At 38.9% G+C, this 26,071-nt stretch carries 22 protein-coding genes; 16 read left to right on the top strand and 6 right to left on the bottom strand.

Annotation, left to right across the window (positions count from 1 at the left end; all coding sequences use genetic code 11):
* Positions 1–5: 5 nt before the first annotated feature.
* The 4 genes from ACH63V_RS00765 to ACH63V_RS00780 all read left to right on the top strand — a co-directional run bounded on the left by ACH63V_RS00765 (position 6) and on the right by ACH63V_RS00780 (position 6,329).
* Positions 6–887: a LysR family transcriptional regulator gene (locus ACH63V_RS00765; RefSeq protein ID WP_396462463.1), complete on the top strand. Its 882-nt coding sequence runs from the start codon at positions 6–8 to the stop codon at positions 885–887.
* 197 nt (positions 888–1,084) lie between these two features.
* The gene (locus tag ACH63V_RS00770; RefSeq protein WP_396462464.1) at positions 1,085–2,479 is read left to right on the top strand and encodes an L-cystine transporter; all 1,395 of its coding nucleotides are present in this window, start codon (positions 1,085–1,087) and stop codon (positions 2,477–2,479) included.
* Positions 2,480–2,628: 149 nt separating this feature from the next.
* Positions 2,629–3,465, top strand: a complete 837-nt coding sequence (locus ACH63V_RS00775; RefSeq protein ID WP_396462465.1) for a PhzF family phenazine biosynthesis protein — start codon at positions 2,629–2,631, stop codon at positions 3,463–3,465.
* 101 nt (positions 3,466–3,566) lie between these two features.
* Entirely contained in the window at positions 3,567–6,329 is a 2,763-nt protein-coding gene (locus tag ACH63V_RS00780; RefSeq protein ID WP_396462466.1) for a M16 family metallopeptidase, read from the top strand.
* 61 nt (positions 6,330–6,390) lie between these two features.
* Here ACH63V_RS00780 and ACH63V_RS00785 read toward each other — a convergent pair whose 3' ends face one another.
* Positions 6,391–6,780 carry a DUF3144 domain-containing protein gene (locus tag ACH63V_RS00785; RefSeq protein ID WP_209048400.1) on the bottom strand — a complete coding sequence of 130 codons (390 nt, stop codon included), beginning with the start codon at positions 6,778–6,780 and terminating at the stop codon, positions 6,391–6,393.
* Between the two features lie 103 nt (positions 6,781–6,883).
* Here ACH63V_RS00785 and ACH63V_RS00790 point away from each other — a divergent pair, with 103 nt between their 5' ends.
* Positions 6,884–7,516, top strand: coding sequence for a hypothetical protein (locus tag ACH63V_RS00790; protein ID WP_001149998.1), 633 nt, complete (start codon positions 6,884–6,886; stop codon positions 7,514–7,516).
* A gap of 35 nt (positions 7,517–7,551) precedes the next feature.
* Here ACH63V_RS00790 and ACH63V_RS00795 read toward each other — a convergent pair whose 3' ends face one another.
* Positions 7,552–9,015 (bottom strand): CHAD domain-containing protein, encoded by a 1,464-nt coding sequence (locus tag ACH63V_RS00795; protein ID WP_396462467.1) that lies wholly within the window; start codon positions 9,013–9,015, stop codon positions 7,552–7,554.
* Between the two features lie 165 nt (positions 9,016–9,180).
* Here ACH63V_RS00795 and ACH63V_RS00800 point away from each other — a divergent pair, with 165 nt between their 5' ends.
* From ACH63V_RS00800 to rapA, 6 genes are all read left to right on the top strand, one after another.
* A complete protein-coding gene (locus ACH63V_RS00800; RefSeq protein ID WP_396462468.1) occupies positions 9,181–9,564 on the top strand; it encodes an Mpo1-like protein in 384 nt (127 codons plus the stop codon).
* A gap of 114 nt (positions 9,565–9,678) precedes the next feature.
* Entirely contained in the window at positions 9,679–10,290 is a 612-nt protein-coding gene (thiE, locus tag ACH63V_RS00805; protein WP_396462469.1) for a thiamine phosphate synthase, read from the top strand.
* Positions 10,291–10,332: 42 nt separating this feature from the next.
* On the top strand, positions 10,333–11,631 hold the full coding sequence (gene hemL / locus ACH63V_RS00810) for a glutamate-1-semialdehyde 2,1-aminomutase (RefSeq protein WP_396462470.1): 1,299 nt from the start codon (positions 10,333–10,335) through the stop codon (positions 11,629–11,631).
* A gap of 61 nt (positions 11,632–11,692) precedes the next feature.
* Positions 11,693–12,397 (top strand): acyl carrier protein, encoded by a 705-nt coding sequence (locus ACH63V_RS00815; protein ID WP_396462471.1) that lies wholly within the window; start codon positions 11,693–11,695, stop codon positions 12,395–12,397.
* Positions 12,398–12,529: 132 nt separating this feature from the next.
* Positions 12,530–13,168, top strand: a complete 639-nt coding sequence (locus ACH63V_RS00820) for an RluA family pseudouridine synthase (protein WP_004700090.1) — start codon at positions 12,530–12,532, stop codon at positions 13,166–13,168.
* Positions 13,169–13,312: 144 nt separating this feature from the next.
* Positions 13,313–16,150: an RNA polymerase-associated protein RapA gene (rapA, locus tag ACH63V_RS00825; protein WP_209048392.1), complete on the top strand. Its 2,838-nt coding sequence runs from the start codon at positions 13,313–13,315 to the stop codon at positions 16,148–16,150.
* Positions 16,151–16,205: 55 nt separating this feature from the next.
* On the opposite strand, the gene ACH63V_RS00830 is transcribed toward rapA, so the two are convergent.
* Both ACH63V_RS00830 and fabR read right to left on the bottom strand, forming a co-directional pair.
* The gene (locus ACH63V_RS00830; RefSeq protein ID WP_263614318.1) at positions 16,206–17,222 is read right to left on the bottom strand and encodes an AI-2E family transporter; all 1,017 of its coding nucleotides are present in this window, start codon (positions 17,220–17,222) and stop codon (positions 16,206–16,208) included.
* A 168-nt stretch (positions 17,223–17,390) separates the two neighbouring features.
* Positions 17,391–18,086: an HTH-type transcriptional repressor FabR gene (gene fabR / locus ACH63V_RS00835; RefSeq protein ID WP_002052794.1), complete on the bottom strand. Its 696-nt coding sequence runs from the start codon at positions 18,084–18,086 to the stop codon at positions 17,391–17,393.
* A gap of 141 nt (positions 18,087–18,227) precedes the next feature.
* Between fabR and ACH63V_RS00840 the strand changes: the two genes are divergently transcribed.
* Together ACH63V_RS00840 and ACH63V_RS00845 are read left to right on the top strand one after the other, a co-directional pair.
* A complete protein-coding gene (locus tag ACH63V_RS00840) occupies positions 18,228–19,298 on the top strand; it encodes a ferredoxin reductase (protein WP_396462472.1) in 1,071 nt (356 codons plus the stop codon).
* A gap of 12 nt (positions 19,299–19,310) precedes the next feature.
* Positions 19,311–20,405: an acyl-CoA desaturase gene (locus tag ACH63V_RS00845; protein WP_212511055.1), complete on the top strand. Its 1,095-nt coding sequence runs from the start codon at positions 19,311–19,313 to the stop codon at positions 20,403–20,405.
* Between the two features lie 32 nt (positions 20,406–20,437).
* Here the strand turns inward: ACH63V_RS00845 and ACH63V_RS00850 are convergent, their stop codons facing one another.
* Positions 20,438–20,902, bottom strand: a complete 465-nt coding sequence (locus ACH63V_RS00850) for a hotdog fold domain-containing protein (RefSeq protein ID WP_396462473.1) — start codon at positions 20,900–20,902, stop codon at positions 20,438–20,440.
* A gap of 118 nt (positions 20,903–21,020) precedes the next feature.
* On the opposite strand from ACH63V_RS00850, the gene ACH63V_RS00855 reads away from it, so the two are divergent.
* Positions 21,021–21,653, top strand: a complete 633-nt coding sequence (locus ACH63V_RS00855) for a TetR/AcrR family transcriptional regulator (protein ID WP_396462475.1) — start codon at positions 21,021–21,023, stop codon at positions 21,651–21,653.
* Between the two features lie 55 nt (positions 21,654–21,708).
* On the opposite strand, the gene ACH63V_RS00860 is transcribed toward ACH63V_RS00855, so the two are convergent.
* A complete protein-coding gene (locus ACH63V_RS00860; protein WP_212511058.1) occupies positions 21,709–22,410 on the bottom strand; it encodes an SIMPL domain-containing protein in 702 nt (233 codons plus the stop codon).
* Positions 22,411–22,876: 466 nt separating this feature from the next.
* On the opposite strand from ACH63V_RS00860, the gene ACH63V_RS00865 reads away from it, so the two are divergent.
* Both ACH63V_RS00865 and ACH63V_RS00870 read left to right on the top strand, forming a co-directional pair.
* Positions 22,877–24,250: a diaminobutyrate--2-oxoglutarate transaminase gene (locus ACH63V_RS00865; RefSeq protein ID WP_311069380.1), complete on the top strand. Its 1,374-nt coding sequence runs from the start codon at positions 22,877–22,879 to the stop codon at positions 24,248–24,250.
* 2 nt (positions 24,251–24,252) lie between these two features.
* The gene (locus tag ACH63V_RS00870) at positions 24,253–25,785 is read left to right on the top strand and encodes a pyridoxal phosphate-dependent decarboxylase family protein (protein WP_396462476.1); all 1,533 of its coding nucleotides are present in this window, start codon (positions 24,253–24,255) and stop codon (positions 25,783–25,785) included.
* The last annotated feature ends 286 nt before the right edge of the window (positions 25,786–26,071 follow it).

A 26,071-nucleotide genomic window follows, 5' to 3' on the forward strand; every position in this document is an offset into this window, starting at 1 on the left:
GTGGCATGTTGCTTAAGTCTTTAGAGTTTTTTTTAGCGGTTGCAGAGAGTGGAAGTTTTTCATTGGCTGCACAAAAAATGTGTACGGTTCAATCCAATATCACGAGCCACGTGAAAAAGCTTGAAGAAGAGTTAGGTGTGATTTTATTAAATCGTCATAACCCCGTTACATTAACCAATGCAGGACACCAGCTACATAGTTATGCTGTGCAAATGATCGCACTGCATAATAAAGCGAAGACAATCTTCCGAGAAGGTGATATTGACCCGAATGAAACGATTCGTTTGGGCAGTATGGAAACGACAGCAGCGATAAGACTGCCTCAATTGCTTAATGAATGTATGCAGCAATATCCGAATTTGCCGCTTGAACTTCAAACTCACCCGACAGGATATTTGTTAAATGCTGTGCAACAGGGCGAGGTCGATTGTGCTTTTGTTGCTTCTAAATATGTGATTCCAGAGCTATATAGTTTACCCGTGTGGCAAGAACAATTGGTTTTGGTTTGCCCAAAACAACAAACTGAATTTCCCGACATTGCTACGCTTGCAAAGACCCGATTTATTGCGTTCCGACAAGGGTGTTCATATCGCCATGCAATTGAGCTGTTTTTAAATGATCACAGTGTGCCGCCTTCGCAAATTATGGAAATGGGCAGCCTAGATGGGATTGTAAGCTGTGTGGAATTAGGTGTTGGTTTTGCTTTATTGCCAAAGTCATATTTGACTAAAGTGGCCGATAAAGTGGCGTTAAGTTGTTTTGAAATTAACACTGAATCAGCACATTTCACCACCTATTTAGTTGCCCAGCCTGTTGACACATGGGGCAGTAATTTAAAGCAATTTATTTGTTTTATTGAGCAACAATTTATACAGAAATGCGCTTAATTTTTATACATAAATATCCTACTTAACTTATGTTTTAAAAGTGATATATATGTATTTAAAAGTCATTTTATATTCTCATTCAGATCGGTAATGATCTGCATGCTAGAAAATTGTTGAAAAGGGTAGTTTATATAGACTGGCTATGGTCAAATATGCCCCCTTAAAAGATGACACAAGCAATAATTTGGAGTTTGGGAATGAATATACCCTTAATCATCAATATTGTGGTTTTTGTCGGGTTAATATTTTTACTCGCCCAAACACGTAAAACAGACTGGAGCTTATCTAAAAAAGTTCTAGCTGGCTTAATTTTAGGTGTAGTGTTTGGTTTAGGACTACATTTGGTTTATGGCGGTGGCCATCCGATTCTTGCTGAATCTATTAGCTGGTTTAATATTGTTGGTAACGGCTATGTAAAACTTTTACAAATGGTCGTGATGCCTTTGGTCTTTGTTTCGATTTTAGGCGCGGTAGCCAAGTTGCACCAAGCTTCCTCTTTAGGAAAAATCAGCGTCTACACTATCGGAACTTTGTTATTTACAACACTCATCGCTGCGTTAGTTGGGGTATTTGTGACGAACCTATTTGGCCTAACTGCCAAAGGTTTAGTACAAGGTGCCGCTGAAACAGCACGTCTGACTGCAATTCAGACAGACTATGTGGGTAAAGTAACAGACTTAAGCGTACCGCAATTTATTCTTTCCTTTATTCCAAGTAACCCTTTTGCTGAGTTAACGGGTGCAAATCCAACTTCAATTATTAGTGTGGTTATCTTTGCTATCTTTTTAGGGATCGCAGCACTCAACCTAATGAAAGATGACGCAGAGAAAGGTCAGCGTATTTTGACTGCTATTCAGACGTTACAGTCTTGGGTAATGAAGCTAGTTCGCTTAGTCATGACGCTTACGCCGTATGGTGTTTTTGCCCTCATGACTAAGGTTGTGGCAAGTTCAAATGTTGCAGATATCTTAAACTTAGGCGGTTTCTTGGTGGCGTCTTATTTAGGCTTGGCGATTATGTTTGCCGTACATGCCATTATTTTGACTCTAACAGGTGTTTCTCCACTTAAGTTCTTTAAGAAAGTTGCTCCGGTTTTAACATTCGCATTTACGAGTCGTTCAAGTGCAGCAAGTATTCCACTGAATATTGAGGCACAAACTCGTCGTTTAGGTGTACCTGAGTCTATTGCAAGCTTCTCTGCTTCTTTTGGTGCCACTATTGGTCAAAATGGTTGTGCGGGTTTATATCCAGCCATGCTCGCAGTCATGGTTGCGCCAACGATGGGTATTAACACCCTAGACCCAATGTGGATTGCTTCGTTAGTGGGTATTGTGACTTTAAGTTCAATTGGCGTAGCAGGAGTAGGTGGTGGTGCAACTTTTGCAGCATTGATCGTGCTTCCTGCCATGGGTTTACCTGTAACGTTGGTTGCACTTCTTATTTCAATTGAACCGTTAATTGATATGGGCCGTACTGCGTTAAACGTAAATGGTTCAATGACTGCGGGTGTAGTGACGAGCCAATTTATGGGTCAGACCGATAAAGACATATTAAATAGTGAAGATGAAATTGAGTTAACTCAACATCATTAAAAGTTAATATGAAACGGCTCTCCACTTTGGATGAGCCGTTTTTTTTATATGCTTAAATTGCCGCTGTGATGTTAATTTTTAAAAAACTGTATCTGTTTTCCTTTTAAATAATTTTTGAAAATGAACCTATTACAAAAGAGAGCACTATCATGAAAATGTATCAAGTCGATGCTTTTACCAAAGAGTTATTTCGTGGCAATCCGGCTGCTGTGATTGTTGAAAAAGAATGGCTAGATGCAGATTTAATGCAAAAGATAGCACTTGAAAATAATTTGTCTGAAACTGCTTTTGTAAAAATCATAGACGCTGAAAACTATGAAATTCGTTGGTTTACGCCAACGGTTGAAGCTGATTTTTGTGGGCATGCGACGCTTGCCAGTGCTTTTATAATATTTAAAGATTTTACTGATAAAAAGACCATTAATTTTCATGTTCGAAACTTAGGTCTTTTTATCATTCATCAAGATGATGATGGTAAAATCAGAATGAATTTTCCAATTCGTAAGGCTCATCAAGTTGAAGATTATCCGGCTGTTTTACGTCAAGCATTAACGAAACCCTTTAAAGCGGTTTATCAAAATGTTCAAGCTTATATTGTTGAATATGAGTCAGTTCAAGATGTATTAGATGAGCAGCCTGACATGAACCTCCTCAAGACTTTAGGTAAACGGGCTGCTATTACAACTACAGGCATGGAGGTTGCAATTACCTCAAAAGCCGATCAGCAATATGACTGTGTATCTCGTTATTTTGCGCCTATTGCGGGTATTGACGAAGATCCCGTTACTGGTTCAATTCATACTGCAATAGCACCGCTATGGGCAGAGAAACTCGCTAAGAATAATATTGTGGCGTATCAGGCTTCTAGCCGTGGAGGCGTCTTATATTGCAATATCCTAAATCAGGAACGCATTGAAATTTCAGGCTATGGCAAACTTTACATGCAAGCAGAAATTTTTCTTGAAAATATAAGGCCGTTTAAATAAACGGCTTTTTTTTCAAATCTTTACTATTAATGTCAGCTTAAATTTCCTACTATAGTTCCACAACTATTGATTTTTTATTATTCAAATTAATTGGTATTTATATGTTTATGCAGTTTAAACAACTGACTCTCTCCCTATGTATTCTTGGTTTAAGTGCTGCCTCATTTGCACAAACGACATTAGTAAAAAGTAAGCAAAATATTGAGGAATATAAATTAGATAATGGTTTTCGGATAGTACTTGCGCCGAATGACAAAGAAAATAAAATCTTTATTAATACCATCTATTTGACAGGTTCTTTAAACGACCCACAAGGTAAAGGTGGCTTAGCCCATTTACTTGAACATTTGGCGTTTAAAGGCACGCAAAATGTGAAGGGTGAAGAGTTCCAGCGTCGTTTAGACCAATATACATTAATGACTAACGCGAGCACGGACTACTATTCAACCAAATACACCAATATCGTCCGTCCAGAAAAAAATGCGCTAGATCAAGTGTTGTACCTTGAATCTGAACGTATGGATAAATTGGTACTCCAAGAAAAATTTGTTCCTTCTGAAATTGAAATCGTAAAACGTGAACGTGAAGTCCGTATGGATCAGCCTTTTGCTGTCTTAATGGATCAAATGTGGAAATCGGCTTATGGAAACAAGTATTTAGGGCGACTACCAATTGGTGATTTACCTGAGCTTAAGTCTATTAAAATGCCTGAATTAAACCAGTTCTACCGCAGTTGGTATGCACCGAACAATGCGGTTATGGTGATTTCAGGTAAGTTTGATAAAACTGATGTTTTAAAGACAATTGACCAATATTTTAGCCCAATTCCTGCGCGAGCTGTACCGAAGCCTGTTCAGGTGCCGGTATTAGATTCCACAAAAATGAAAGATCGTGAATTTGTGGTGAAAAAGGGCAGCGATTTAGCCAAATTCCATATCTATATGAATGGAAAAAACATCAAAATTCAGCCGACACTCGCTTTAGCACCAATGTTATATACCATGCAGCCAAGTGGTCACTTGTACCAAAACATGGTTGAAACAGGTATTAGTACAGACGTTCAGGCATCAACATGGTTAGACCAAGATTTTAACGTCGTATTTTTAGGTGCGGTCTACTCACCAAAAAATGACCCTAATAAAGTTGAAAGCGCTTTGCTCTCTGGAATTGAAAAGGGTAAACCTTTTACAGAGACTGAGCTAAATCGTGTAAAAAGCTTAATGAAAACGCAAGGTGAGTTAGTCAATAAAGACGCTGTTGCGTTGGGTTCTCGTTTAAGTGATTACACTGTAGCGGGTGGGCAGTGGGACCAATATTTTAAAGATTTAGATGCAGTTGAGAAAGTAAAACTCAATGAAGTCAATCAAACCTTAAAACAGTTCCTTGTTGCTGGGCATCGTATTGATGGCGATATTTTGCCGACACCTGAAGATCAAAAGAAAGCATTGCAACTTGACCCTAAAGATAAGCCTAAAACTTTAGATCAAACCGATGTTAAACCAGAGCCTTTAAAAGACCCGAAAGTTTATCAACAAGAAGTTAACGAGTTTTTAAAAACCTCAAAGCAATATGCCGAAACTAATGAGAAAAAGATTAGCCGCGGGAAACTTAAAAATGGAATGAAGTATGCTTTGTTCCCTGTAGAAACTCGTGATGACCGTACTTATGCCACTATTACTATGGATTTTGGTACAGAAAAATCTTTATTCGATAAAGGTACAGTTGTTGATTTAACTTCATATTTATTACTTCGTGGTTCTGATAAATATAGTTTGCAAGACATTGCAGATAAATCGATTGATGCTGGCGGTGCAGCTTATGCAAGTGCCGACGGTAATGGTATGACTATTAATATTCAATCTAAAACTGAAAAGTTTGATGAGTTCTTCAAGTTTGTTTTAGAGGTCATGAAAAATCCTAAATTTGAACAATCTCAATTCGATCTAATTAAGTCGCAAAGCTTATCTAGCCTTGATCGTCCATATACTGAACCGGATGTCGTGGCAGGTTTAACATTGTCGCGTTTAATTGAAGAGTACCAACCAGGTGATTTGCGTTATCACTTTGAACCTGAGCTGGCTAAAAAACAATTAAAGAATGTGACTCAAGAACAAGTGAAAGAGCTATATCAGCATTTCTTTGCAATGAATCATGCGCAAATTGCGATTACGGGTGCATTTGATGCCAAGAAAATGAAAAAGTTATTGAATCAAGAGTTTGGCAGTTGGAACAGTAAACAGCCGTATGAAAAAATCTTGATTCAACATGTCGATTTTCCTGCTCAACAAGTACATGCTTTATCTGAACAACGTGAGTTTGGTAGTTATCAAAGCGTACTCGCATTACCTGTTGGGAAAAACCATCCTGATGCTTCTGCATTAATTTTAATGAATTATATTTTAGGTGATTCTCAAATCTCTTCACGTTTGGCTCAAGAGCTTCGCGAGAAAAATGCATTGGTATATGGTTTTGGAACAGGGCTGCAACTCGATCAGGACACCAATGTTGGTACATTAAGCATTAGTGCAAACTATACGGCTGGTCGCTCGTCGCAAGTTTCTGCTTCTGTTCATAAGGTACTTAATGACTTATTAACCAATGGTATTACCGAGCAAGAACTTGCAGCCGCGAAAGCAGATCTCATGAAAAAACGTGTTACTGCATTAGAAGACGAACGCAATATTCATGGTATGTTAAACCTTGAGCTTGAGTCAGGTAAAACCTTACTTGACCGTGTTAAGCATGATCAAGATTTAACAAAGCTGACCGTTGCTGATGTGAATGCTGTCATTAAAAAATATATTAAACTTTCCAACCTTGTGGAAGTGATGGCTGACCAATATGGTCAACCCCAAAAGCAATAAATGACTTAGCAAATAAAAAAGCCACTTGAAGTGGCTTTTTTATTTGGATATTTAAAATTTATTAATGATCATGATCATGTTTGTGAGTATGAAAATCTTCATTCTTACGGAAACGTAAGTAGTTATCGAACTGTTCACAGTACTCATCAAAGTTATCTTCAAGCATCATTTGGAACTGTTGAAGAAGATAAGACATGACTTGCTCTTTTGCATCACGCATTTCGTTGCCATCTTTGAAATTATTGGCAGCGACCCACGTATTAAAACGGGCAGTTGCAAATAACATGGCTGCACTTACTTGGCCGCGAAGCTCGGCAGGGTCAGGTTTTTGACCTTTAGGCGGGCGACAAAAATCATTCGCTTGTTTAATGAATTCATCCGCACGCTCAAAGAAAACAGCATTTAACGCTTCTTCTTCAGTAATATCTGTTGCATTAATCTTTTGAGACATGACATATTCCCGCAAAAATAGAGCTGCTTATTATAGGCAAAGCCTTGCGGAAACAAAACCTTTGCCTTAGTCTGTAAATAGCCTAAGTGTGGGGAGTTTTAATATGCAAGATGCAATTGCCGTTCAAAGTTTAAAAACAGATATTGCTTTATTACGCCAGCATATTTTTCCACCCCAATATTTGGAGCATGTAGAAGGGCTGCCAATTTATTATGGTTTGCAAGAAGAAGTCTTGGCCTATTACCAACAATGGAAAGATTTAATAGAAAGGGCACAAGAGCTTTTTCAGCCTTTTATGGAAGATGAATTACCAGATGCGATTCATTTACCGAGTCACTTAAACCTACCTTTATTCTTTTTTCATGTAGACCGAATTCGGATTAATAAAACACGGGCTAAAGAATCGAAAACTTTCCGTGGTGTGGCCAGTCTTATTGAAAAATGTGGGCAGTTTGAAACAGATCAGATATTTACCATGCAAGAATGGTTGCAGAGTGACGATACGGCAGCATTAGTTGCACACCGTGAATTTATCGATTTAAGGACTTATGTATTCCAGCATGGTCAAAGTGAATATACGCGTTCACGTTTTTATACCAATGGAATTGTGTTGGGAGTAGAGCCACACTTTAAACTCGTCGATGCCCGTGATAAGCCAAGAAAACAGCGTAGTGATAGTTATAGCGATCCGTTAGCAGATAATGGGGTATGGAAAGTATTTGGTAAATACCGATAAAAAGTCGCGACATATGTGTCGCGACTTTAAGATGCTTACCAAAAAGTTTTTGCTTGTTTAAATTTTTGCAAAGCTTCGGCAGACTGATTTTGTAAATAAGGTTGTTTAGCCTTAATCCATCCTAATGCAAACCAAAAGTGCGGGTCGTGTTCAATTGCTTTATTAAATAGATCTTCGGCAATAAACAAGTCGTTATAAAGTCCTAAGGTATTTTGCACGGGTTGTAATTGTTTTAAAAACTGCTGAACATTTTTGCGAGGGTATAAGCTCGATATAAATTCGATGCAGTAACGTAATTGCTTCGCTTTTTTGCGTATTTTGTGCTGCTCAGTGACTTCAAGTTCGGTGAAATGCTCGGCATGACTCACGACTTGATGATGTAACTTATCTAAGCTTTTTTCTATCTGTTTTTTTAATTTTCCTTTGGTGTTTTGATCATCTTCTTCAGAATAAGCAAATGCTAGCAAGGCAAGTATAAGCTTAACGGTTTCTGCCGATTTAAACAGCGTGGCAAGGTCTTTTAATGGCTGCTCAGAAATCGGAAGTAAAAGCTCAGGTGAACCATGCTGCACAATCATCGGTAAAATTTCAGTACGGATAGCATCTTCATCGCGCGTGTCTCCAAGCTTATGGAAAAGCTCGGCAATTTGTTCTTCCCAAGCAGGGTTTAAATCGTCTGACCATGCTGAAAAGTGATGAAGTGCACTGCGTAAACGACGTAAGCTCACGCGTGCCTGATGAATATGCTCAGCTTCGGCAACGCCATCGGCAATTGCAGCCATATTCGGTAAGAATTGTCCTAAACAGTTTTCTACAATCTTTTTGAGTGCCTGTTCTGCTGAAATGTTCTTATCTAAGCTCAAACCTTTTGCGTGAACAGCAGGTGAAGCAGCTTGTCCTAAGGCTAATAAATTACCACGCTCGGCTTTACTTCTAACATCGAGCCATAACTCATAACGATTAATCCATTGCTGTGCAAATTGAATTAGTGTTTTAACAGCACCTTGTTTAAGTTCAAACTCAACTTCACAAATTTTACTTTGGGTGGTTGCCGTTTTTACTACACCGTCATCAAGACAGACTTCAATAGCGGTGTCGTCGGCTTCAAACACATGATAAGTACGATGTACATCGGTCTCAAACTGCAAGCTTAGCTTTTCAACTTCAGTGCCTAAAGCTTGAGTAAGTAAATCGGTAACTGCTTTATTATCTTTGTATAGCTCAAGGTTTAGTTCGGGTTCTTGTTCGCATTTACCCAAAAAAACTTCTTCTTCGACACGGTGTAAATGGCTTTGACCCGCAGCTTTAAAGGTTTGTACCCACAAATCATTTTCTTTACGTAAACGTAAGGCCATACCATTTTTCGCGAGTAGGCGATTTGGTGTGTCGTAATATTTGGCCTGCAAATGAATATTCTGCGCTTTATGCTTTTTTAAATACTGCTGAACAGTTTTTTTCTTCGATTCAGGTAACTGAAACTTAAGCTCAACTTCAACCATAATGGATCTCCCTGAATCAGGTATTTAAACTATCTTGAATAAGTATAATAGCTTAGAGCTAAAAGTAGTGCTTTTGATAGAGAAAGTTACAATCAAACATATGACTTTAGGCTTTCTTTTAGGTGTACAATCAGGTGATGTTTTGATCAAATAAAAATCAGGAAGATGATCGTGAATGCACCAGTAAACTTCAATCATGAAGCTCAGCCAGAGTTTGAATTACCGATTAAAAACTATCAGGAATTTTATCGTTTTTATTTAACCGAACACCGTAACATTATGAGCAGACGCTTACATGTGGTGGGTAGTAGCGTTGGCATATACTTTTTTTCAAAAGCCATTCGTAAAAAACAGGCCAAATACGCACTTTATGGTTTAGTGTCTGGCTATGCATGTGCATGGGTTGGACATTTCGTATTTGAGAAAAATAAACCTGCGAGTTTTAAACAGCCTCTTTATAGCTTTATTTCTGATTGGCGAATGCTGTCTGATGTTGCGACTGGTCGATTAAGTTTGATTGATCGTGAGCACGATAAAATTCCGAGTTAATTTTTCATTTCTTTTGAATATACCGATTGGTACTGGTAAGCCTATATCAATCGGTACTTATGATGACTTATAAATCCGTTATACTAGCGAAGTTTTTTAAAGCGAGAGTAGAGTATGCGCGGTTTATATCTCATTACCAATGATGACCCAATCCAATTATTATTAGAAAAATTAGACGCCGCACTCGCAACCCGTCAAATCGCAATTTTACAATACCGCCGTAAGAAAGTAGACAAAGCCGACCAGTCTGCTGAAGTTGAACAGATCAAACAGTTATGTGAAAAATATCAGGTTCCTTTTGTCATTAATGATGACCTAAAACTAGCTGCAAAGTTTGGTTTAGGTGTGCATTTAGGCCAAAGTGACGGTGAAATCACAGATGCAAAATCACAGTTACCAGAAGGTGTCATTATTGGCCGTACTTGCCTAAACTCATTAGAACTTGCCCAAAAAGCAATTGCTGATGGCGCAACTTATATTGCCTTTGGCGCAGTGTATGCAACTGCCACAAAACCAGAAGCAGGCAATGTGGGTATCGAAGTCATTAAGCAAGCAGCGGCTCAATATGATTTACCTATTTGTGCAATTGGTGGTTTAACTGTTGAAAACTCAAAACCCGTGATTGAGGCTGGAGCTGACCTCTGCGCAGTCATTAGTGATATATTAGGTCGATCAACTGCTGAAATTCCTGCCCGTGTACAAGCGTGGGCACAATTATTTTCTTAAGCTTTCAAAATTATTTTTTAGATATTTAAGACGAGCATTTCCATGAGTTTATCTCCAAAGCAAGAACAGTTATTTAAACAAGCCAGCAAACACATTCCAGGTGGTGTGAACTCTCCGGTACGTGCCTTTAATGGCGTTGGAGGAACACCTGTTTTCATCGAGAAAGCAAAAGGTGCGTATTTGTGGGATGTCGATGGCAAGCGCTATGTAGATTATGTTGGCTCTTGGGGACCAATGATTTTGGGCCATGCTCATCCGGATATTATTAAAGCTGTACAAACAGCAGCAGAAGATGGTTTAAGTTTTGGTGCACCGACTGTTCATGAAACAACATTGGCAGATATTATTTGTGAAATCATGCCATCTATTGAATTGGTACGTATGACCAACTCTGGTACAGAAGCGACCATGACGGCTATTCGTTTAGCGCGTGGTTACACTGGCCGAGACAAAATCGTGAAGTTTGAAGGTTGTTACCACGGGCACTCTGACTCTTTATTGGTAAAAGCAGGTTCTGGTTTATTAACTAAAGGTGAGGGTGAACCAACATCGAAAGGTGTACCAGCTGACTTCGCTAAACACACTTTAACGCTGCCATATAATGATATTCCAGCATTAAAAGAATGCTTTGCTAAATTCGGTCATGAAATTGCGGGCGTTATTATTGAACCTGTCGCAGGTAACATGAATATGGTGAAACCAATTGATGGTTTCTTACAAGCGATTCGTGATGTGTGTGATGAATATAAATCTGTATTTATTATTGATGAAGTAATGACAGGTTTCCGTGTTGCTTTGGGTGGTGCGCAATCGGTTTATAACGTTAAGCCTGACTTAACGACTTTGGGTAAAATTATTGGTGCTGGCTTACCTGTAGGTGCCTTTGGCGGTAAGCGTGAAATCATGGAATGCATCGCACCTTTAGGTGGTGTATACCAAGCAGGTACATTGTCTGGAAACCCACTTGCTATGCGTGCGGGTATCGAGATGTTTAAACATCTTCGCCAACCAGACTTTTACAGCAAATTATCTGCTCAACTTGAAAAGTTACTTGCAGGCTTACAAGCCGCAGCTAATGAAGCAGGTATTCCATTTAAAACTCAGCAAGCTGGTGCAATGTTCGGTCTTTACTTTACCGACCAAGAAGACATTACAAGCTTTGACTCAATGTTGGCATGTGATATTGAGGCTTTCAAAAAGTTCTTCCATGGCATGTTAAAGCGTGGGGTAAACTTAGCACCTTCAGCATTTGAAGCAGGCTTTATTTCATCTGCTCATTCAGATGAAGATATCGAATATACAATTCAGGCTGCCAAAGAAACTTTCGCTGAAATGAAGTAAGCAAAAAGCCCGTGTTAAACGGGCTTTTTAATTTGAGCTATTTTTATATTTGTAGAGAACAATGTTTTATCCCTTACCTCGAAAAATCCAATTAGCAGCAAATACTTCAAATTGGCCTATTGAGTCTACGCATAGCATCTTGCTCATGGTTGGGTTAAATGAACTTGAAAATGCCCCTGACTGGATGAATCAGCCATTAGCCGATCATTTAGAATTACTAAGCAAAAGAGCACAGGCACTCGAAATTCCAGTCATGATGATTCAGTCATCTCAACTTCAACAGACCATGTTGCAGCTTGGACAACAGTTGTCATCAAACACTCAGGCACAGGTGATTATGGCGGGGAATTTATCACCGCTATTTAAGCAAGTCATGCAGCTTGTTTTATCCATTACAGATTATGTAGCTGTTGTAAATGATGCGATTTTGGCGAGTAGTTTAGAGCAGCATATACAATGGATTGAAAAAATCAGTTTTGACTCCATTCAACATATAAACACACAGAGTTTAATGCGCTTATGGTCTTTAAGTGCACCGTCCTCACAGGTGTTATCCGAGAAAGGAATTTTATTGGCAGTTGCTGAACAGGTAGGGCGACATCCAATGGAAATTCATCCCGAAATAGATTTAAGAAACTATGGCTTAGACACTGCTGGCGTCAATTATGTGGTGGAATTATGGCGTGCGAACGGTGCGAGTCTAAGTGCTGAAGAGCTGATGCAAACACCTACCTTGCAACATATTATGCAGTTATTGAAGCACTAATCGGCTTTAGCCATAAACTGAATCATAATATTTGCAAATTCTGTCGTTAATTTACCCGAACGGCATTGTAATTCGGACGTAAGCTTTTTATTATTGCCCGCTTGTTTTTCATCTTGCCTTGGGAATACAACTTTGAGTGATTTTCTAAGTGAACATCTGATCTATCGTGATGATGATTTTATGGTGATTCATAAACCTTCGGACATTTTGAGTGTGCCAGGGAAAGGTGATTTACATGACAGCGTTTTGACAAGACTGGTGGCAATTGAACCACGAACTTTGCTCATTCACCGCCTTGACCGTGATACCTCAGGTATTTTGGTTTTTGGTTTATCTAAGCGTGGACAAAGTGCGATTGCACGCCAATTTCAAGACCGTCAAACTTCGAAAATATATGAAGCGTTAGTCGCAGGCCATCTAGACGGCGAAGGGACAGTTGATATTCCTGTCGTCTATGATCCGAGTCGACCACCTTTGCATATTGTCGATGCTTCTCATAACAAACCTGCTTTAACACATTGGCAGGCGATTGAACATTTCCAGATTCAGGGACAACCGGTTACGCGTGTCAAATTAACACCGATTACCGGACGTTCTCATCAACTCCGTGTACACATGCAATATCTGGGACATCCGATTGTAGGTGATACATTGTATGCAACACCGGAACAATTACTTGTTCCTCGTCTGTGCTTGCATGCTAAACAGTTAAGCTTTAATCACCCTGTTACAGGGGAATCATTAACGTTTAACTGTCCTGTACCGTTTTAATGTAAAAACTTTCAATGAGTAATTTTTGTAGCGAAACAATTTAATTGGTTTCTGCTGCAAAATTTTGCTTTAAAGACTACATAAAAAGATGCAAAAATAAGCTAATTTGCATCGTACAATATGTAGTGCGAACTTGAGAAAAAGGTGGAAAAATTGCAGCAGTATGCTATTGGTCAACGTTGGCTATCAGATACAGAGACTGAGCTCGGTTTAGGCGTTCTTATTGATGTAGATGAAAGATCTGTCAGCATTTTATTCCCCAAAAGTGATGAAACGCGTGTCTATGCACGTAATAACGCACCGCTATCTCGCATCATCTTTAACACAAACGATGAAGTTCAAGACCAAGAAGGCCAGAAGTGGATTGTTGAGTCGGTTGAAGACCGTCATGGTGTTTTGCGTTATAACGTGGTTCGTACTTTAGAAAATGGCGAACAAGAACGTAAAGCGCTCAATGAAACTCGTATTGGTGCACAAATTCAGTTGTCAAAACCTTTAGATCGTTTGCTGGCAAGCCAAATCGATTATAAAGAATGGTATGACTTACGCATTGAAGCAATGCTGATGCAATCGCAAATGCAAACCAGCCCTTTACGCGGCTTGGTCGGTGCACGTGTAGGTTTAATCCCGCATCAACTTTATATTGCGCATGAAGTAGGTAAGCGTTTCGCCCCGCGTGTTTTACTTGCCGATGAAGTAGGTTTAGGTAAAACAATCGAAGCTGGTTTAATTATCCACCAACAGCTTAAAACTGGCCGCTCTGAACGTATCCTCATTTTAGTCCCTGATTCACTGCAATATCAGTGGATGATTGAAATGCGTCGCCGTTTCAACTTGCAATTTTCTCTGTTCGACTTAACCCGTACTGCATCTATTAAAGAACATGATCCGGAGCTTAACCCGTTCTTAACTGAGCAATGTATTATTGCCAGCGTAGATTTGATGGTGGACCATGATGATTTACGTGAGCAAGCACTAGAAGCTGGTTTCGATTTACTCGTTGTCGATGAAGCGCATCACTTAATGTGGAGCGAAGAAGAAGGCGGTAATGATCGTTACGATTTAGTTGAAGAGCTTGCTGAAAACACGGCTGGTGTATTACTTCTTACAGCAACACCTGAACAGCTTGGTGTAGAAAGTCACTTTGCACGTTTACGTTTGTTAGACCCTCAGCGTTTTAGCAGTTTAGAACGCTTCTTGGATGAAGAAGCGCAATATCAGCAAACAGCTCAAGTTGCAGAAGTATTGATGTCAGATGAACCTTTAACTCAAGAGCATTTAACTGCTTTAGAAGGTTTATTGGGACATTCAATTGAAGATCAGCCTGAGCAACGTTTCAGAGCGATTCATGAGTTGTTAGACCGTCACGGTACAGGTCGTATTTTATTCCGTAATACGCGTGAAGCGATTCAAGGCTTCCCTGGCCGTGATTGCCAACCGGCACCTTTACCAGCGCCAGAAGATTGGTCAAAAGACGGTAAATTACGTGAGCAAATGTGGCCAGAAGAAGCACAACTTGATGGTTCATGGATGCAAAATGACCCTCGTGTGCCATGGTTAATGGAAATTCTACGTAAAGAACTTAAGCATAAAAAAGTTCTTTTAATTGCACGTAGTGGTCCTGTTGTTGAATCTTTAGAAAGTGTACTTCGTTTGCATGCTGGTATTCGTACTGCAATGTTCCATGAAGGCATGAGTCTACTTGAGCGTGACCAAGCGGCTGCTTACTTCGCAGAAGAAAGCTATGGTGCTCAAATTTTACTGTGTTCTGAAATTGGTTCAGAAGGCCGTAACTTCCAGTTTGCAAGTGATCTGATTTTATTTGATTTGCCTGCAAACCCAGACGTTTTAGAACAACGTATTGGTCGTTTAGACCGTATTGGTCAAGAAAACCGTATTCAAATTCATGTACCTTACTTAATGGGCACCGCGCAAGAGCGTATGTTCCGTTGGTACAATGAAGCGTTGAATATTTTCAGCAATATTTCTCCGACAGCTCAAACGCTGCAAGAAAACTTTATTGTTGAATTAAAAGACTGCTTACTTTCAGACCAAGGTCAAACCTTTGAAGATTTACTCGAAGAAGTCAATGTTCAACGTCAAGCTTTGGAAACAGAGTTACAGGCTGGTCGCGATCGCTTGCTTGAATACAACTCATGTCGTCCTATCGTTGCACAAGAAATTGTTCAAGCCTTAGAAGACTACGATGACAACACAACATTACCTATGTTTGTGAAGCGTTTTATGTCTTCAACTAACATTGATTTTGATGAGCAAAGTAACGGTACTGTTATTATTCGTCCGACAGACCAGATGCAAGTACAAGGTTTGGCATTAGACGAAGAAGGCATGACTGCGACGTTCTATCGTGATCAGGCGCAAATGCGTGAAGATGCTCAATATCTAACTTTAGAACATCCGTTCATTGAAAGTGTTATGGAAATGATCCGTACACAAGCGTTCGGTAGTACCAATGTTGCAGTTCTTAAGTCAAATGCATTAAAGCAAGGTTCTGTATTACTTGAAGTTTGGTTTAAAGTTGATGTGGTTGCACCAAAAGCTTTGAACTTGCCATCAAGCTTACCGAAACAGCTCATTCGCGTGTTGTTAAGTGAAAATGGTCAGGACTTATCTGAAAAGATTGATCCAACCATTTTAAAACCATATTTGCACCATTTAGATGGCAATAGCTGCCGCCAAGTGGTTAAAGCTCGCCGTGAAGTGATTGAAGAGCGTTATAGACAAGCGCTTGATATCGCTAAAGTCGGTTTGCCTCAGCTTCAACAGCAGGCAAAAGAGCATTATGGTAGTAAATGGCAATACGAGATTGATCGTTTAACGTATTTAAAACAGTTCAACCCAAGTATTCGTCAAGATGAAATTGAACGCTTACAGAAGTTGCAAAAAGAAGGCTTGAGCTTGCTTGATGGCTTAACGGTAACTCCGGAAGCAATTCAAGTACTTGTGGTGGTTAAGCCATAAGTGTTGAATCATAAAAAAGCGCCTTTACGGCGCTTTTTTATTGAGCAAATTTTAATTAAATCATTCTGGCATCTTTTAGTTCTAGTTTTAAATAGGCATAAAAGATTGGCGCTGCAATAAGGCCGCCTAAACCGAAAATTGACTCAAAAATTAACATGGCTAATAAAATTTCCCATGCGTTGGCATTAATTTTATGTCCAATAATTTTCGCGTTAATAAAATATTCTAACTTATGTACTAATACGAGGTAGAGCAGAGCAACACCTGCTAGACCCAGTGAAACCGTAAGTGCAGCAATAAAAGTAAGCGTATTTGAAATTAAGTTGCCTAAAATTGGAATGAGACCAAACAAAAAAGTAAGAATGGTTAAGGTCTTTGCGAAAGGTAGGTGAACACCCCAAATCGGCAATAGTACAAACGCAAATAAGATAAAGAGCAGTGTATTAATTGCCGAAATTTTAATTTGGGCAAAAACTACATTCCTAAAAGAAATTGATAATTTTTGAATACGTTGAATGAGTAACGACTTAAAAATAGGCTGTGGTGTACGACGGTGAAAGCCATGAATAGCCACCAAGATACCAATAATAAGGCCCATAATCATCGTTACAAAGTTATGTAAGATATCGGAACTGGCATTTTTTAATGTCGTTACGTTATCTTTCATAAACGCGAAAATTTCATCTTTTAGTTCAGTAACGCTATCTGGAATATAACCTGGAAGATATTTGCCAATCTCGGTTTGTAAGTGTAATAGCGTTTGATCGACTTTATTGTTGATATTATGGATGCCTACACCCTTTAAGTCATAAACCACAAAGCTAATTAAACTTGTAATGAAAAAGGCAATAAGTGAAACCGTGATAATACTGAGTAAAATACTAATAAAAATGCGGGCTCTTTGACCATCAATATAACGTTCAACAATAGAGCTTAAACTAATAATAATTTCATAAATGAGAAAGCCAGCAAAAAAACTTGCTAAGAGATGCAAGGGGATAACCGAAAGCAAAAAAATGCCCATCAGAATATAGCTTGCAATCAGGCTTTGACGATTACTCAAACTTTGCATGTGAATCCCTAAATATCGTGGGGAAATATGGGTATGTATTGCTAGAATAATAATTACTTATACTCTTGCATGTTGGTTGCTTCAATCTGTGAATTATATTTTTATCAAGAAATAGGTATGTCTGTATAAAAAATGGCTTGTACAATGACAAACCATTTTATGTTGAATTTATCGTATTTTTGCTTCGTCTAAATGACGGGCACCTTCTAAAATCATTCTGATCATGATCATGGTTTGTTCGGCGACTTCCGCACGTTGATGAACTGGAAGATCAATCACCTTAGCCCCCATATGAAACACCAGTTGCGTAATTGCTTTTGCAACAAGTTCCGGATGGTATAGGTGGTTGTTATTTAATCGCTCTAGACGGATTAAATCTTCTTGTAGCTCTTGCTGGAAAAAGTTGAGCTGACGGTCTACCGCAGCTTTATAAGAAGCTGAACCTGTAAAGCCTTCGCGTAATAACAGACTTAAATTACCTTCATCTGCATCAAGCTGTTGAAGAAAAATTTCTACCGAACTACGAATAATGCTGTCTTGAAAAGATGCACGCAAACGAGCTTGACGAATAATCTTACGTAAAACGATACCAGCGCGGTCAATGAGTGAAATGGCTAATTCATCAATATCTTTAAAGTGGCGATAAAAGCTATTCGGTGCAATACCAGCTTCTCTCGCAACTTCACGTAAGCTTAATGAGGCGATACTTTTTTGTGGACCAATCAGGTTAAGTGCAGCCTGAAAAAGTTCGTCTTTCGTAATCGTTGCTTTTCTTCCAACAGAACGCGTTGCTGTTTTTATTTCAATGACATCTTGTGAAGAGGCTGTGTCATTTGGGCTCTGAGAAAGTGAGGTTTGGGTCATGCTTTTCAATATATTCTTAAACTGTCTGGATTATAGCGTTAGACAGGGAACTTGTGAAATTGTAATTAAAAGTACAGGTGTATATACAAATATATATACATGTGTATAATAATTAAAAAAAGAGCGACAGAGCCCTCAGTTATGCAAGCAATCGAAAAGAGAAATTCTCTATTCAATTCATTAACACAAGCTGTATTTGATAAAGATATAGCGAGTTTCTGGCTACAAAAAATAAATCCTTTATGGTCTGTAAAGCACGGACTAGTTCAAATTGTAAAAAAAGAATTCGTAGCTCATGACACTGTGAGCCTTACTTTAAAATGCAACCGTTTGGTTAAAATGGGAGCAGCAGGTCAGCATCATCCAGTGATTGTTGAAATTGCAGGCCGCCGTTATGAACGTACTTATAGCTTGACGCAAGTAGACGCAGAGCACTTACGTTTAACCGTTAAAAAAGTTGCTGATGGTATTGTCAGTAACTGGTTCATTGCCGAAAGTAAAATTGGTGATATTTTTGAGCTTGGTCAGCCTTATGGTGACATGCAACAGAATATCCAGACACCGAAATTAATTATGTTGGCTGCGGGTAGTGGTATTACACCAATGTTGAGCTTAATTACAGCAATTAAGCAAAGCCAGCAGTTAGAAAAAGTACAGGTTCAGCTTTTATATTGGGTAAAACAGCGCTCTGATGCTGCTTTTACAGAGTTTTTCGAACAAGTAGCTGAACAAAATCCAAACTTCAGTTATCAGGTGTTTTACACACAAGAAACACCAAATGATGAGCGCTTAAATGCTGAACATCTTGCATTGGTTGATGATATTGAAAACAGCACGGTCTACGCATGTGGTCCATCTGGCTTTGTTTCAACTGTCGAGGAGCTTTTTGAAAAAGCACCAGCCGTGCTTACTGAAGCGTTTAGTTTAACGAATGAAAGCTCTGCAGATGACGTTGGTTATGTGAATGTCACATTAACACAGTCTAATAAAGTGATAGCAATTCCTAAGGGTCAATCAATTTTGGTGAGCCTAGAACATGAAGGTGTTAAGCCAACACATGGTTGCCGTATGGGAATTTGTAATAAATGTGTTTGTAGTAAAACGCAAGGTTCTACACGTAACTTACTAAACGGTAGTCAAAATACAGAACCAAGCCAGTTACTTAAGATTTGTGTGAACTCAGCACAATCCGATCTAGTTATTGATCTTTAAGAGAGACCTCTTATGAATATGCCAGTGAAAGTCGAATATTTTAAAAATCCTAAAAATCGCGATTTGACTCCAGCGGAACTTGAAGCATTTGCAAAAGAGCTTGATCAGATCAAACAAGAAGTGTTGGATGATTTGGGTGAAAAAGACGCAAAATACATCCGCCGTGTTTATGCAGCAGTTCGCTATAGCGGTCTTTTAGGCCGTGCATGTCTATTTGCAGGTTGGTTCCCGCCAGCATGGATTTTAGGTACAGGTCTATTAGGCTTCTCTAAAATTATGGAGAACATGGAACTCGGTCATAACGTGATGCACGGTCAGTATGACTGGATGAATGATCCTAAGTTTAATGGCCAAACGTATGAGTGGGACACAGTAGGTACATCGGATAACTGGCGTCAAACGCATAATTATAAGCATCATACTTATACCAATATTAAAGGTATTGATGATGATATTGGTTATGGCTTACTTCGCTTATTCCCAGAGCAACGTTGGAAACCAGGTTTCTTGCTTCAACCTGTTTATAGTATTCCGTTTTGCTTATTGTTCCAGTGGGGCGTAGCAATCCAGAATCTTGAAATTGGTCGTGTTCTTTACAAACGTAAGACTAAAGCAAAATTTTTGGAAGAGTTAAAACCAGTGAATAAAAAGATTGGTAAACAACTTTTTAAAGACTATGTTTTCTTCCCACTCATTGCAGGTCCTGCAGCATTACCTGTATTTACAGGAAACTTGGTTGCAAATGGTCTTCGTAATATTTGGACATTCAGTATTATTTTCTGTGGTCACTTCACAAAAGATGCAGAAGTGTTTCCAAAAACAGTTTTACAAGATGAAAGCCGCGGTCACTGGTATATGCGCCAAATTCGTGGTTCTTCTAACTTAACTGGTTCGGAAGCATTCCATATTTTATCTGGTCACTTAAGCCACCAAATTGAACACCACTTATTCCCAGATATTCCTGCTCGTCGTTATCGTCAAATGGCTCCAAAAGTTGAAGCAGTCTGTAAAAAATATGGTTTGAACTATAACAATGCTAGCTTTGTTAAACAGTTCGGCCAAGTGGTTGGGCGTATTGCAAAATATGCTTTCCCATTTAAAAAATAAGCTAAAAAAGCCCTGAAATTTCAGGGCTTTTTTTATTTCTTTTTAGAAATCCACATTGTAATGACCGCATGAAACACTTTGTCTTTATGAGTGTCGTAAACATCTACACTTACTAAATATTCTCCTGCTTTTTCCCAGTCATAATCACTTTGTACAGGCATTGCAATAGCGATGAGGTCTGTTTCTGCCTTTTTTAAATATTCAACGGTCATGCCTTTGGGAATCCAGCGGTGTGTAGAAGGGACGGTCACTTCTGTCATAGTCCCACCTGCGAGTTCTGCCATATTGCACATGGCAATTGCGTGGACTGTCCCAATGTGGTTAAGCACAGAGCGCTTCTTCTTAATAGAAATTTCGCAATAGTTCGGTTTTAACTCAATAAAAAGAGGGGAAATACTACCGAAATAGGGCGCTTTTAGACACAGCATACGAGAGAATGTCCACTTTCCTTTAGGAAAAGCAGTCACTTTTTTCCAAAGTTCTAAGGTAGTTGGCATAATTTTACTTCCTATAATTTTAAATACAGAATATTATTCTGTTAAAGAATATAGTTCTGTTTACAAATAGGCGTCAAGTCATTCAAAATATCTCCGATGACTGGTCAGAGAATACAAAATGGTATCTGCTCAAAACTTATTAGAACGTTTGTATCCCGGAAGAAGGGCTGTTTTAAAACGACAAATATTGTTAGATGCTTTAGTCTGTTTTTTAGAGCATGGTATTGAAACGACCAGTATAGAAATGATTCGTGCCAAATCAGAAACGAGTGTTGGAGCAATTTATCACCATTTTAAAAATAAAGAGGGTATCGTCGCGGCATTATTTTTTTCAGCTTTAGATGACCAAACGGCTCTAAGAGATGAATACTTAAAACAGGCCAAAACGCTACAAGATGTGGTATTTGCTTTAATTCATAGTTATGTGGACTGGGTAAGTGAGCAGCCTGAATTCGCAAGATTTTTAAATTCAGCACGTTTTAACATGATGAAAGGTGAAGAACACCAGCAGCTCGTCCAAAGAAATAAGAACAGAAACCAAAATATATTTAGTCTGATTGCAAATTTTGAAGAATTTAAAGCATTAAGTTTAATTCCAAATGAGCTTTTGCTTTCATTGGTCATTGGTTCTACAGAGAGTTATTGCCGTGCGTGGTTATCGCAACGTGTAAAGTCCGACCCTAAAGTTTATAAAGATGTGTTAGCTAAAGCAGCTTGGAGTTCATTGCAGGATTTACGTTTGGAATCTTAATATCGAACAATAAAAAACCGCATTCTTATGCGGTTTTTTTAGTTTGAAAGATAAATTATTTAAACTGGATTGAGCCGTTTGCATTTACGGTAATTTTAGACTCACCAGCAGCCATGTCTTGAGCTGGTGCCGCTTCAGCAGCAGCGAACTTAGCTAGGCTGGCACGCATAACAGGTTGAGGGAAGTAATTGTTGGTATTCAAGTTCAGATTCACCAATGTGTATTGGCTTTTATTCCAAGCTTGAGTCAGCATTTGAGCACGTTGCTGGAAGCTTTTAGATGCCTCAACCATTAACTCATTTTCAACTTTTTTACGTTGCTCATCTGAAACGCTAAAGTTAATCGACTGAGTTTGGAAGTTTTGCTGTAACTCATTAATTAATTGGCTTGCTGCTTTAAAATCTTTACTTTCTAAACGGATTTCTGCACGGCCACGCCATTCTTTTAATTTGTTACTGTCATTGTCATAAATTGGATAAGTGCTTTGAGCACCAGTTTCCACTTTTACTTGCGGGTATTTACGTGAAGTCGCAAGTGCTTGATTCATTAACTGGTTAATTTGATTTGAAAGTTCAGCAGGTTGCTTGTTACTTTTTTCAATATATAAAGTTGCGTGCATTTCATCGTTAGATACCTGACGAGAAGCTTCAGCTTGTACATTTACGATATTGTAGTGAAGTGCATTATCATCTTGGGCAAAAACCATAGGGCTGAGTACCGTACCAAGTAGAAGAGTAGATATTGCTAAAGTACGCATAAATTTATCCTTTAAAAATTAATATAAATTTAATTTTTTTCATTAAGAAATGTTAAACATAAGTTATGCATAACTTTTGCAGATTTTGTGGGGTATTTGTAATATTTAAATCAATTTTTTTAATTTTTGGTGCAAATAAAAGCTTTAAAAAATAAAAACTTAAAAATAAAGTATTTCAATGTAACTTAAAAAATCAAACTAATATAAAAAAAGAATATTTTCTTTAGGTTGTCACATAGTATGATGATAATTCATCATAACTATTGGGATAATACATTTTTTCAATAAGATTAGATGAGTAAAGTACACAAAAGACGTTTTTTTTCTTGCAAAATTAGGTATCATCGCGCTCCTAGTTACAAGATATAAAATATGTGTCTTCGCTAGTTCTATAAAGCACCGAGTCAAAGGACCAAAAGTCACCAGACTTATTTCTTTCTACCCTTATCAGAGATGGTAATCCGATATGAGCGTTACTTCTGTCAACCCTGCCACTAATGCTACCAACGAATATTATTTGACTCGCCAAAGTCAGATGGAATCGAATGTTCGTAGCTATCCACGTAAATTACCGTTAGCGATAGCGAAAGCACAAGGTTGCTGGGTTACTGATGTTGAAGGTACACAGTACCTTGATTGTTTAGCTGGGGCAGGTACATTGGCTTTAGGTCATAATCATCCTGCGGTGATTCAAAGTATTCAAGACACATTGGCAAGTGGTTTGCCATTGCATACTTTAGACTTAACCACACCTTTAAAAGATGCGTTTACTGAAGCGTTGTTAGCATATTTACCAGGCGGTAAAGAAGAGTACTGCTTACAGTTCTGTGGTCCTGCTGGTGCAGACGCGACTGAAGCAGCGGTTAAACTTGCTAAGACTTACACTGGTCGTAGTTCAGTAATCAGTTTCTCTGGTGGTTATCATGGGATGACCCATGGTTCACTTGCAATGACTGGTAACTTAAGTGCGAAAAACTCGGTTAATGGTTTAATGCCAGGCGTACAATTCATGCCATATCCGCATGAATATCGCTGCCCACTTGGTTTAGGTGGTGAAGCTGGTGTTGATGCTTTAACTTACTATTTTGAAAACTTTATTGAAGATGTTGAAAGCGGTGTAACTAAGCCTGCAGCTGTCATTCTTGAAGCAATTCAAGGTGAAGGCGGTGTTGTTACAGCTCCAGTAAAATGGTTGCAAAAAATCCGTGAAGTGACTGAAAAGCACAACATCGTTTTAATTTTAGACGAAGTTCAAGCTGGCTTTGCACGTTCAGGAAAAATGTTTGCATTTGAACATGCAGGTATTGAACCTGATGTTGTTGTAATGTCTAAAGCAGTAGGTGGTGGTTTACCACTTGCAGTATTAGGTATTAAACGTAAATTTGATGCTTGGCAGCCTGCCGGTCACACGGGTACTTTCCGTGGTAACCAACTTGCTATGGGTACTGGTCTTGTTGTATTAGAAACGATCAAGGAACAAAATCTTGCTCAAAATGCACAAGAACGTGGTGATTTTTTACAAGCTGAATTGAAAAAATTAGCTACTGAATTCCCATGTATCGGTAACGTACGTGGCCGCGGTTTAATGATCGGCGTTGAAATCGTTGACGAGCGTAAACCTGCTGACCGTATCGGTTCTCATCCTGCTGACTCTCAGTTAGCGGCTGCGATCCAGACTGCTTGCTTTAACAACAAGTTATTGCTTGAAAAAGGCGGTCGTAACGGTACAGTAATTCGTTTACTTTGCCCACTTATCATTACTCAAGAAGAGTGTGTTGAAGTAATTGCCCGCTTCAAGAAAGCGATTGCAGAAGCATTGGTTGCAGTACGAGGCGCGTAAGAATGGTGGATTTTGCAGAACATCGTAAAGCGTTACTCTGCAATGATGCACAATCCATTGCTGACTATGAGTCAGCAATGGGCGAAGCGGTAAAAGCCGTTTCAGCATGGTTGCAAAATGAAAAAATGTACACAGGCGGTAGCATTAAAGAATTGCGTTCAGCAATTTCTTTCCAACCTTCAAAAGAAGGTATGGGTGTACAAGAATCACTTCAACGTATGATTGAGCTTTTCTTAAATAAAAGCTTGAAAGTACACCATCCACATTCATTAGCGCATTTACACTGCCCAACTATGGTGATGAGCCAGATTGCGGAAGTGTTAATCAATGCAACTAACCAGTCTATGGACTCATGGGATCAAAGCCCGGCAGGTTCATTAATGGAAGTTCAGCTTATTGATTGGTTGCGTCAAAAAGTAGGTTATGGTTCTGGTCAGGCTGGTGTTTTCACTTCTGGCGGTACTCAATCTAACTTGATGGGTGTATTGCTTGCTCGTGACTGGTGCATCTCGAAAAACTGGAAAGACGAAAATGGTAATCCATGGTCTGTACAGCGTGATGGTATTCCAGCTGAGGCAATGAAAAACGTCAAAGTCATTTGTTCTGAAAATGCGCATTTCTCTGTGCAAAAGAACATGGCAATGATGGGCATGGGCTTCCAGTCAGTTGTGACTGTTCCTGTGAATGAAAATGCACAGATGGATGTAGATGCTCTCGAAAAAACGATGGCACATCTTCAAGCTGAAGGTAAAGTTGTTGCTTGTGTTGTTGCAACAGCAGGTACAACCGATGCTGGTGCAATTGATCCATTGAAGAAAATTCGTGAAATCACAACGAAATATGGTTCATGGATGCACATCGATGCTGCGTGGGGCGGTGCACTGATCTTGTCAAATGACTATCGTGCAATGCTTGATGGTATTGAGTTGTCTGACTCGATTACCCTCGACTTCCATAAGCATTACTTCCAAAGCATTAGCTGTGGCGCGTTCTTGTTAAAAGACGAAGCGAACTATCGTTTCATGCACTACGAAGCTGAATACTTGAACTCTGCTTATGACGAAGAACATGGTGTACCTAACCTTGTGTCTAAGTCATTACAAACGACTCGTCGTTTTGATGCATTAAAATTGTGGATGACAATTGAATCACTTGGTGAAGACCTATATGGTTCAATGATTGACCATGGTGTAAAACTGACTCGTGAAGTTGCAGATTACATCAAGGCAACTGAAGGTTTAGAGCTTTTAGTTGAACCACAATTTGCTTCGGTATTGTTCCGCGTTGTGCCAGAAGGCTACCCAGTTGAGTTTATCGATAGCTTAAACCAAAATGTAGCAGACGAATTGTTCGCACGTGGTGAAGCAAATATCGGTGTAACAAAAGTGGGTAATGTACAGTCATTGAAGATGACAACATTAAGCCCTGTTGTGACATTCGAAAATGTTAAAAACCTTTTAGGTCAAGTATTGGCTGAAGCTGAACGCATTAAAGATGCAATTGCTTCTGGTAACTATGTACCACCAATCGACTAATTAAGTTGATAACAAAAAAAGCTCGGTTTATTGCCGGGCTTTTTTATTACATATTATTTTTATTAAAAGTGTGCATCGCAAGAGAATAAAATGCACAAAACATGCATATTTTCAAAAAACATAAATAATTATGCATGATTTATGGGGAGCAAATTTCTTATTGTATTGGTATGTTCCCGATATTTTGGGTCGCATTGATATATCAATATCGTACTCACTTTAAATAATCCCGCTTTAACTGAAAAAAGTAAGTGGCTGTAATTACAATTAAGACAAGGAAGAAGAA

Origin of the sequence: Acinetobacter sp. ABJ-A23_2 (assembly GCF_044538765.1) — a bacterium.
Lineage (GTDB): Bacteria > Pseudomonadota > Gammaproteobacteria > Pseudomonadales > Moraxellaceae > Acinetobacter > Acinetobacter nosocomialis_A.

Coding starts and splice junctions, on each gene's coding strand:
- thiE (WP_396462469.1), top strand. CDS start 9,679: ATGCGCGGTTTATATCTCATTACCAATGATGACCCAATCCAATTATTA.
- ACH63V_RS00815 (WP_396462471.1), top strand. CDS start 11,693: ATGTTTTATCCCTTACCTCGAAAAATCCAATTAGCAGCAAATACTTCA.
- ACH63V_RS00785 (WP_209048400.1), bottom strand. CDS start 6,780: ATGTCTCAAAAGATTAATGCAACAGATATTACTGAAGAAGAAGCGTTA.
- ACH63V_RS00780 (WP_396462466.1), top strand. CDS start 3,567: ATGTTTATGCAGTTTAAACAACTGACTCTCTCCCTATGTATTCTTGGT.
- ACH63V_RS00775 (WP_396462465.1), top strand. CDS start 2,629: ATGAAAATGTATCAAGTCGATGCTTTTACCAAAGAGTTATTTCGTGGC.
- ACH63V_RS00765 (WP_396462463.1), top strand. CDS start 6: ATGTTGCTTAAGTCTTTAGAGTTTTTTTTAGCGGTTGCAGAGAGTGGA.
- ACH63V_RS00845 (WP_212511055.1), top strand. CDS start 19,311: ATGAATATGCCAGTGAAAGTCGAATATTTTAAAAATCCTAAAAATCGC.
- fabR (WP_002052794.1), bottom strand. CDS start 18,086: ATGACCCAAACCTCACTTTCTCAGAGCCCAAATGACACAGCCTCTTCA.
- ACH63V_RS00850 (WP_396462473.1), bottom strand. CDS start 20,902: ATGCCAACTACCTTAGAACTTTGGAAAAAAGTGACTGCTTTTCCTAAA.
- ACH63V_RS00870 (WP_396462476.1), top strand. CDS start 24,253: ATGGTGGATTTTGCAGAACATCGTAAAGCGTTACTCTGCAATGATGCA.
- ACH63V_RS00770 (WP_396462464.1), top strand. CDS start 1,085: ATGAATATACCCTTAATCATCAATATTGTGGTTTTTGTCGGGTTAATA.
- ACH63V_RS00840 (WP_396462472.1), top strand. CDS start 18,228: ATGCAAGCAATCGAAAAGAGAAATTCTCTATTCAATTCATTAACACAA.
- ACH63V_RS00795 (WP_396462467.1), bottom strand. CDS start 9,015: ATGGTTGAAGTTGAGCTTAAGTTTCAGTTACCTGAATCGAAGAAAAAA.
- ACH63V_RS00800 (WP_396462468.1), top strand. CDS start 9,181: ATGATCGTGAATGCACCAGTAAACTTCAATCATGAAGCTCAGCCAGAG.
- ACH63V_RS00830 (WP_263614318.1), bottom strand. CDS start 17,222: ATGCAAAGTTTGAGTAATCGTCAAAGCCTGATTGCAAGCTATATTCTG.
- ACH63V_RS00865 (WP_311069380.1), top strand. CDS start 22,877: ATGAGCGTTACTTCTGTCAACCCTGCCACTAATGCTACCAACGAATAT.
- ACH63V_RS00790 (WP_001149998.1), top strand. CDS start 6,884: ATGCAAGATGCAATTGCCGTTCAAAGTTTAAAAACAGATATTGCTTTA.
- ACH63V_RS00860 (WP_212511058.1), bottom strand. CDS start 22,410: ATGCGTACTTTAGCAATATCTACTCTTCTACTTGGTACGGTACTCAGC.
- ACH63V_RS00855 (WP_396462475.1), top strand. CDS start 21,021: ATGGTATCTGCTCAAAACTTATTAGAACGTTTGTATCCCGGAAGAAGG.
- hemL (WP_396462470.1), top strand. CDS start 10,333: ATGAGTTTATCTCCAAAGCAAGAACAGTTATTTAAACAAGCCAGCAAA.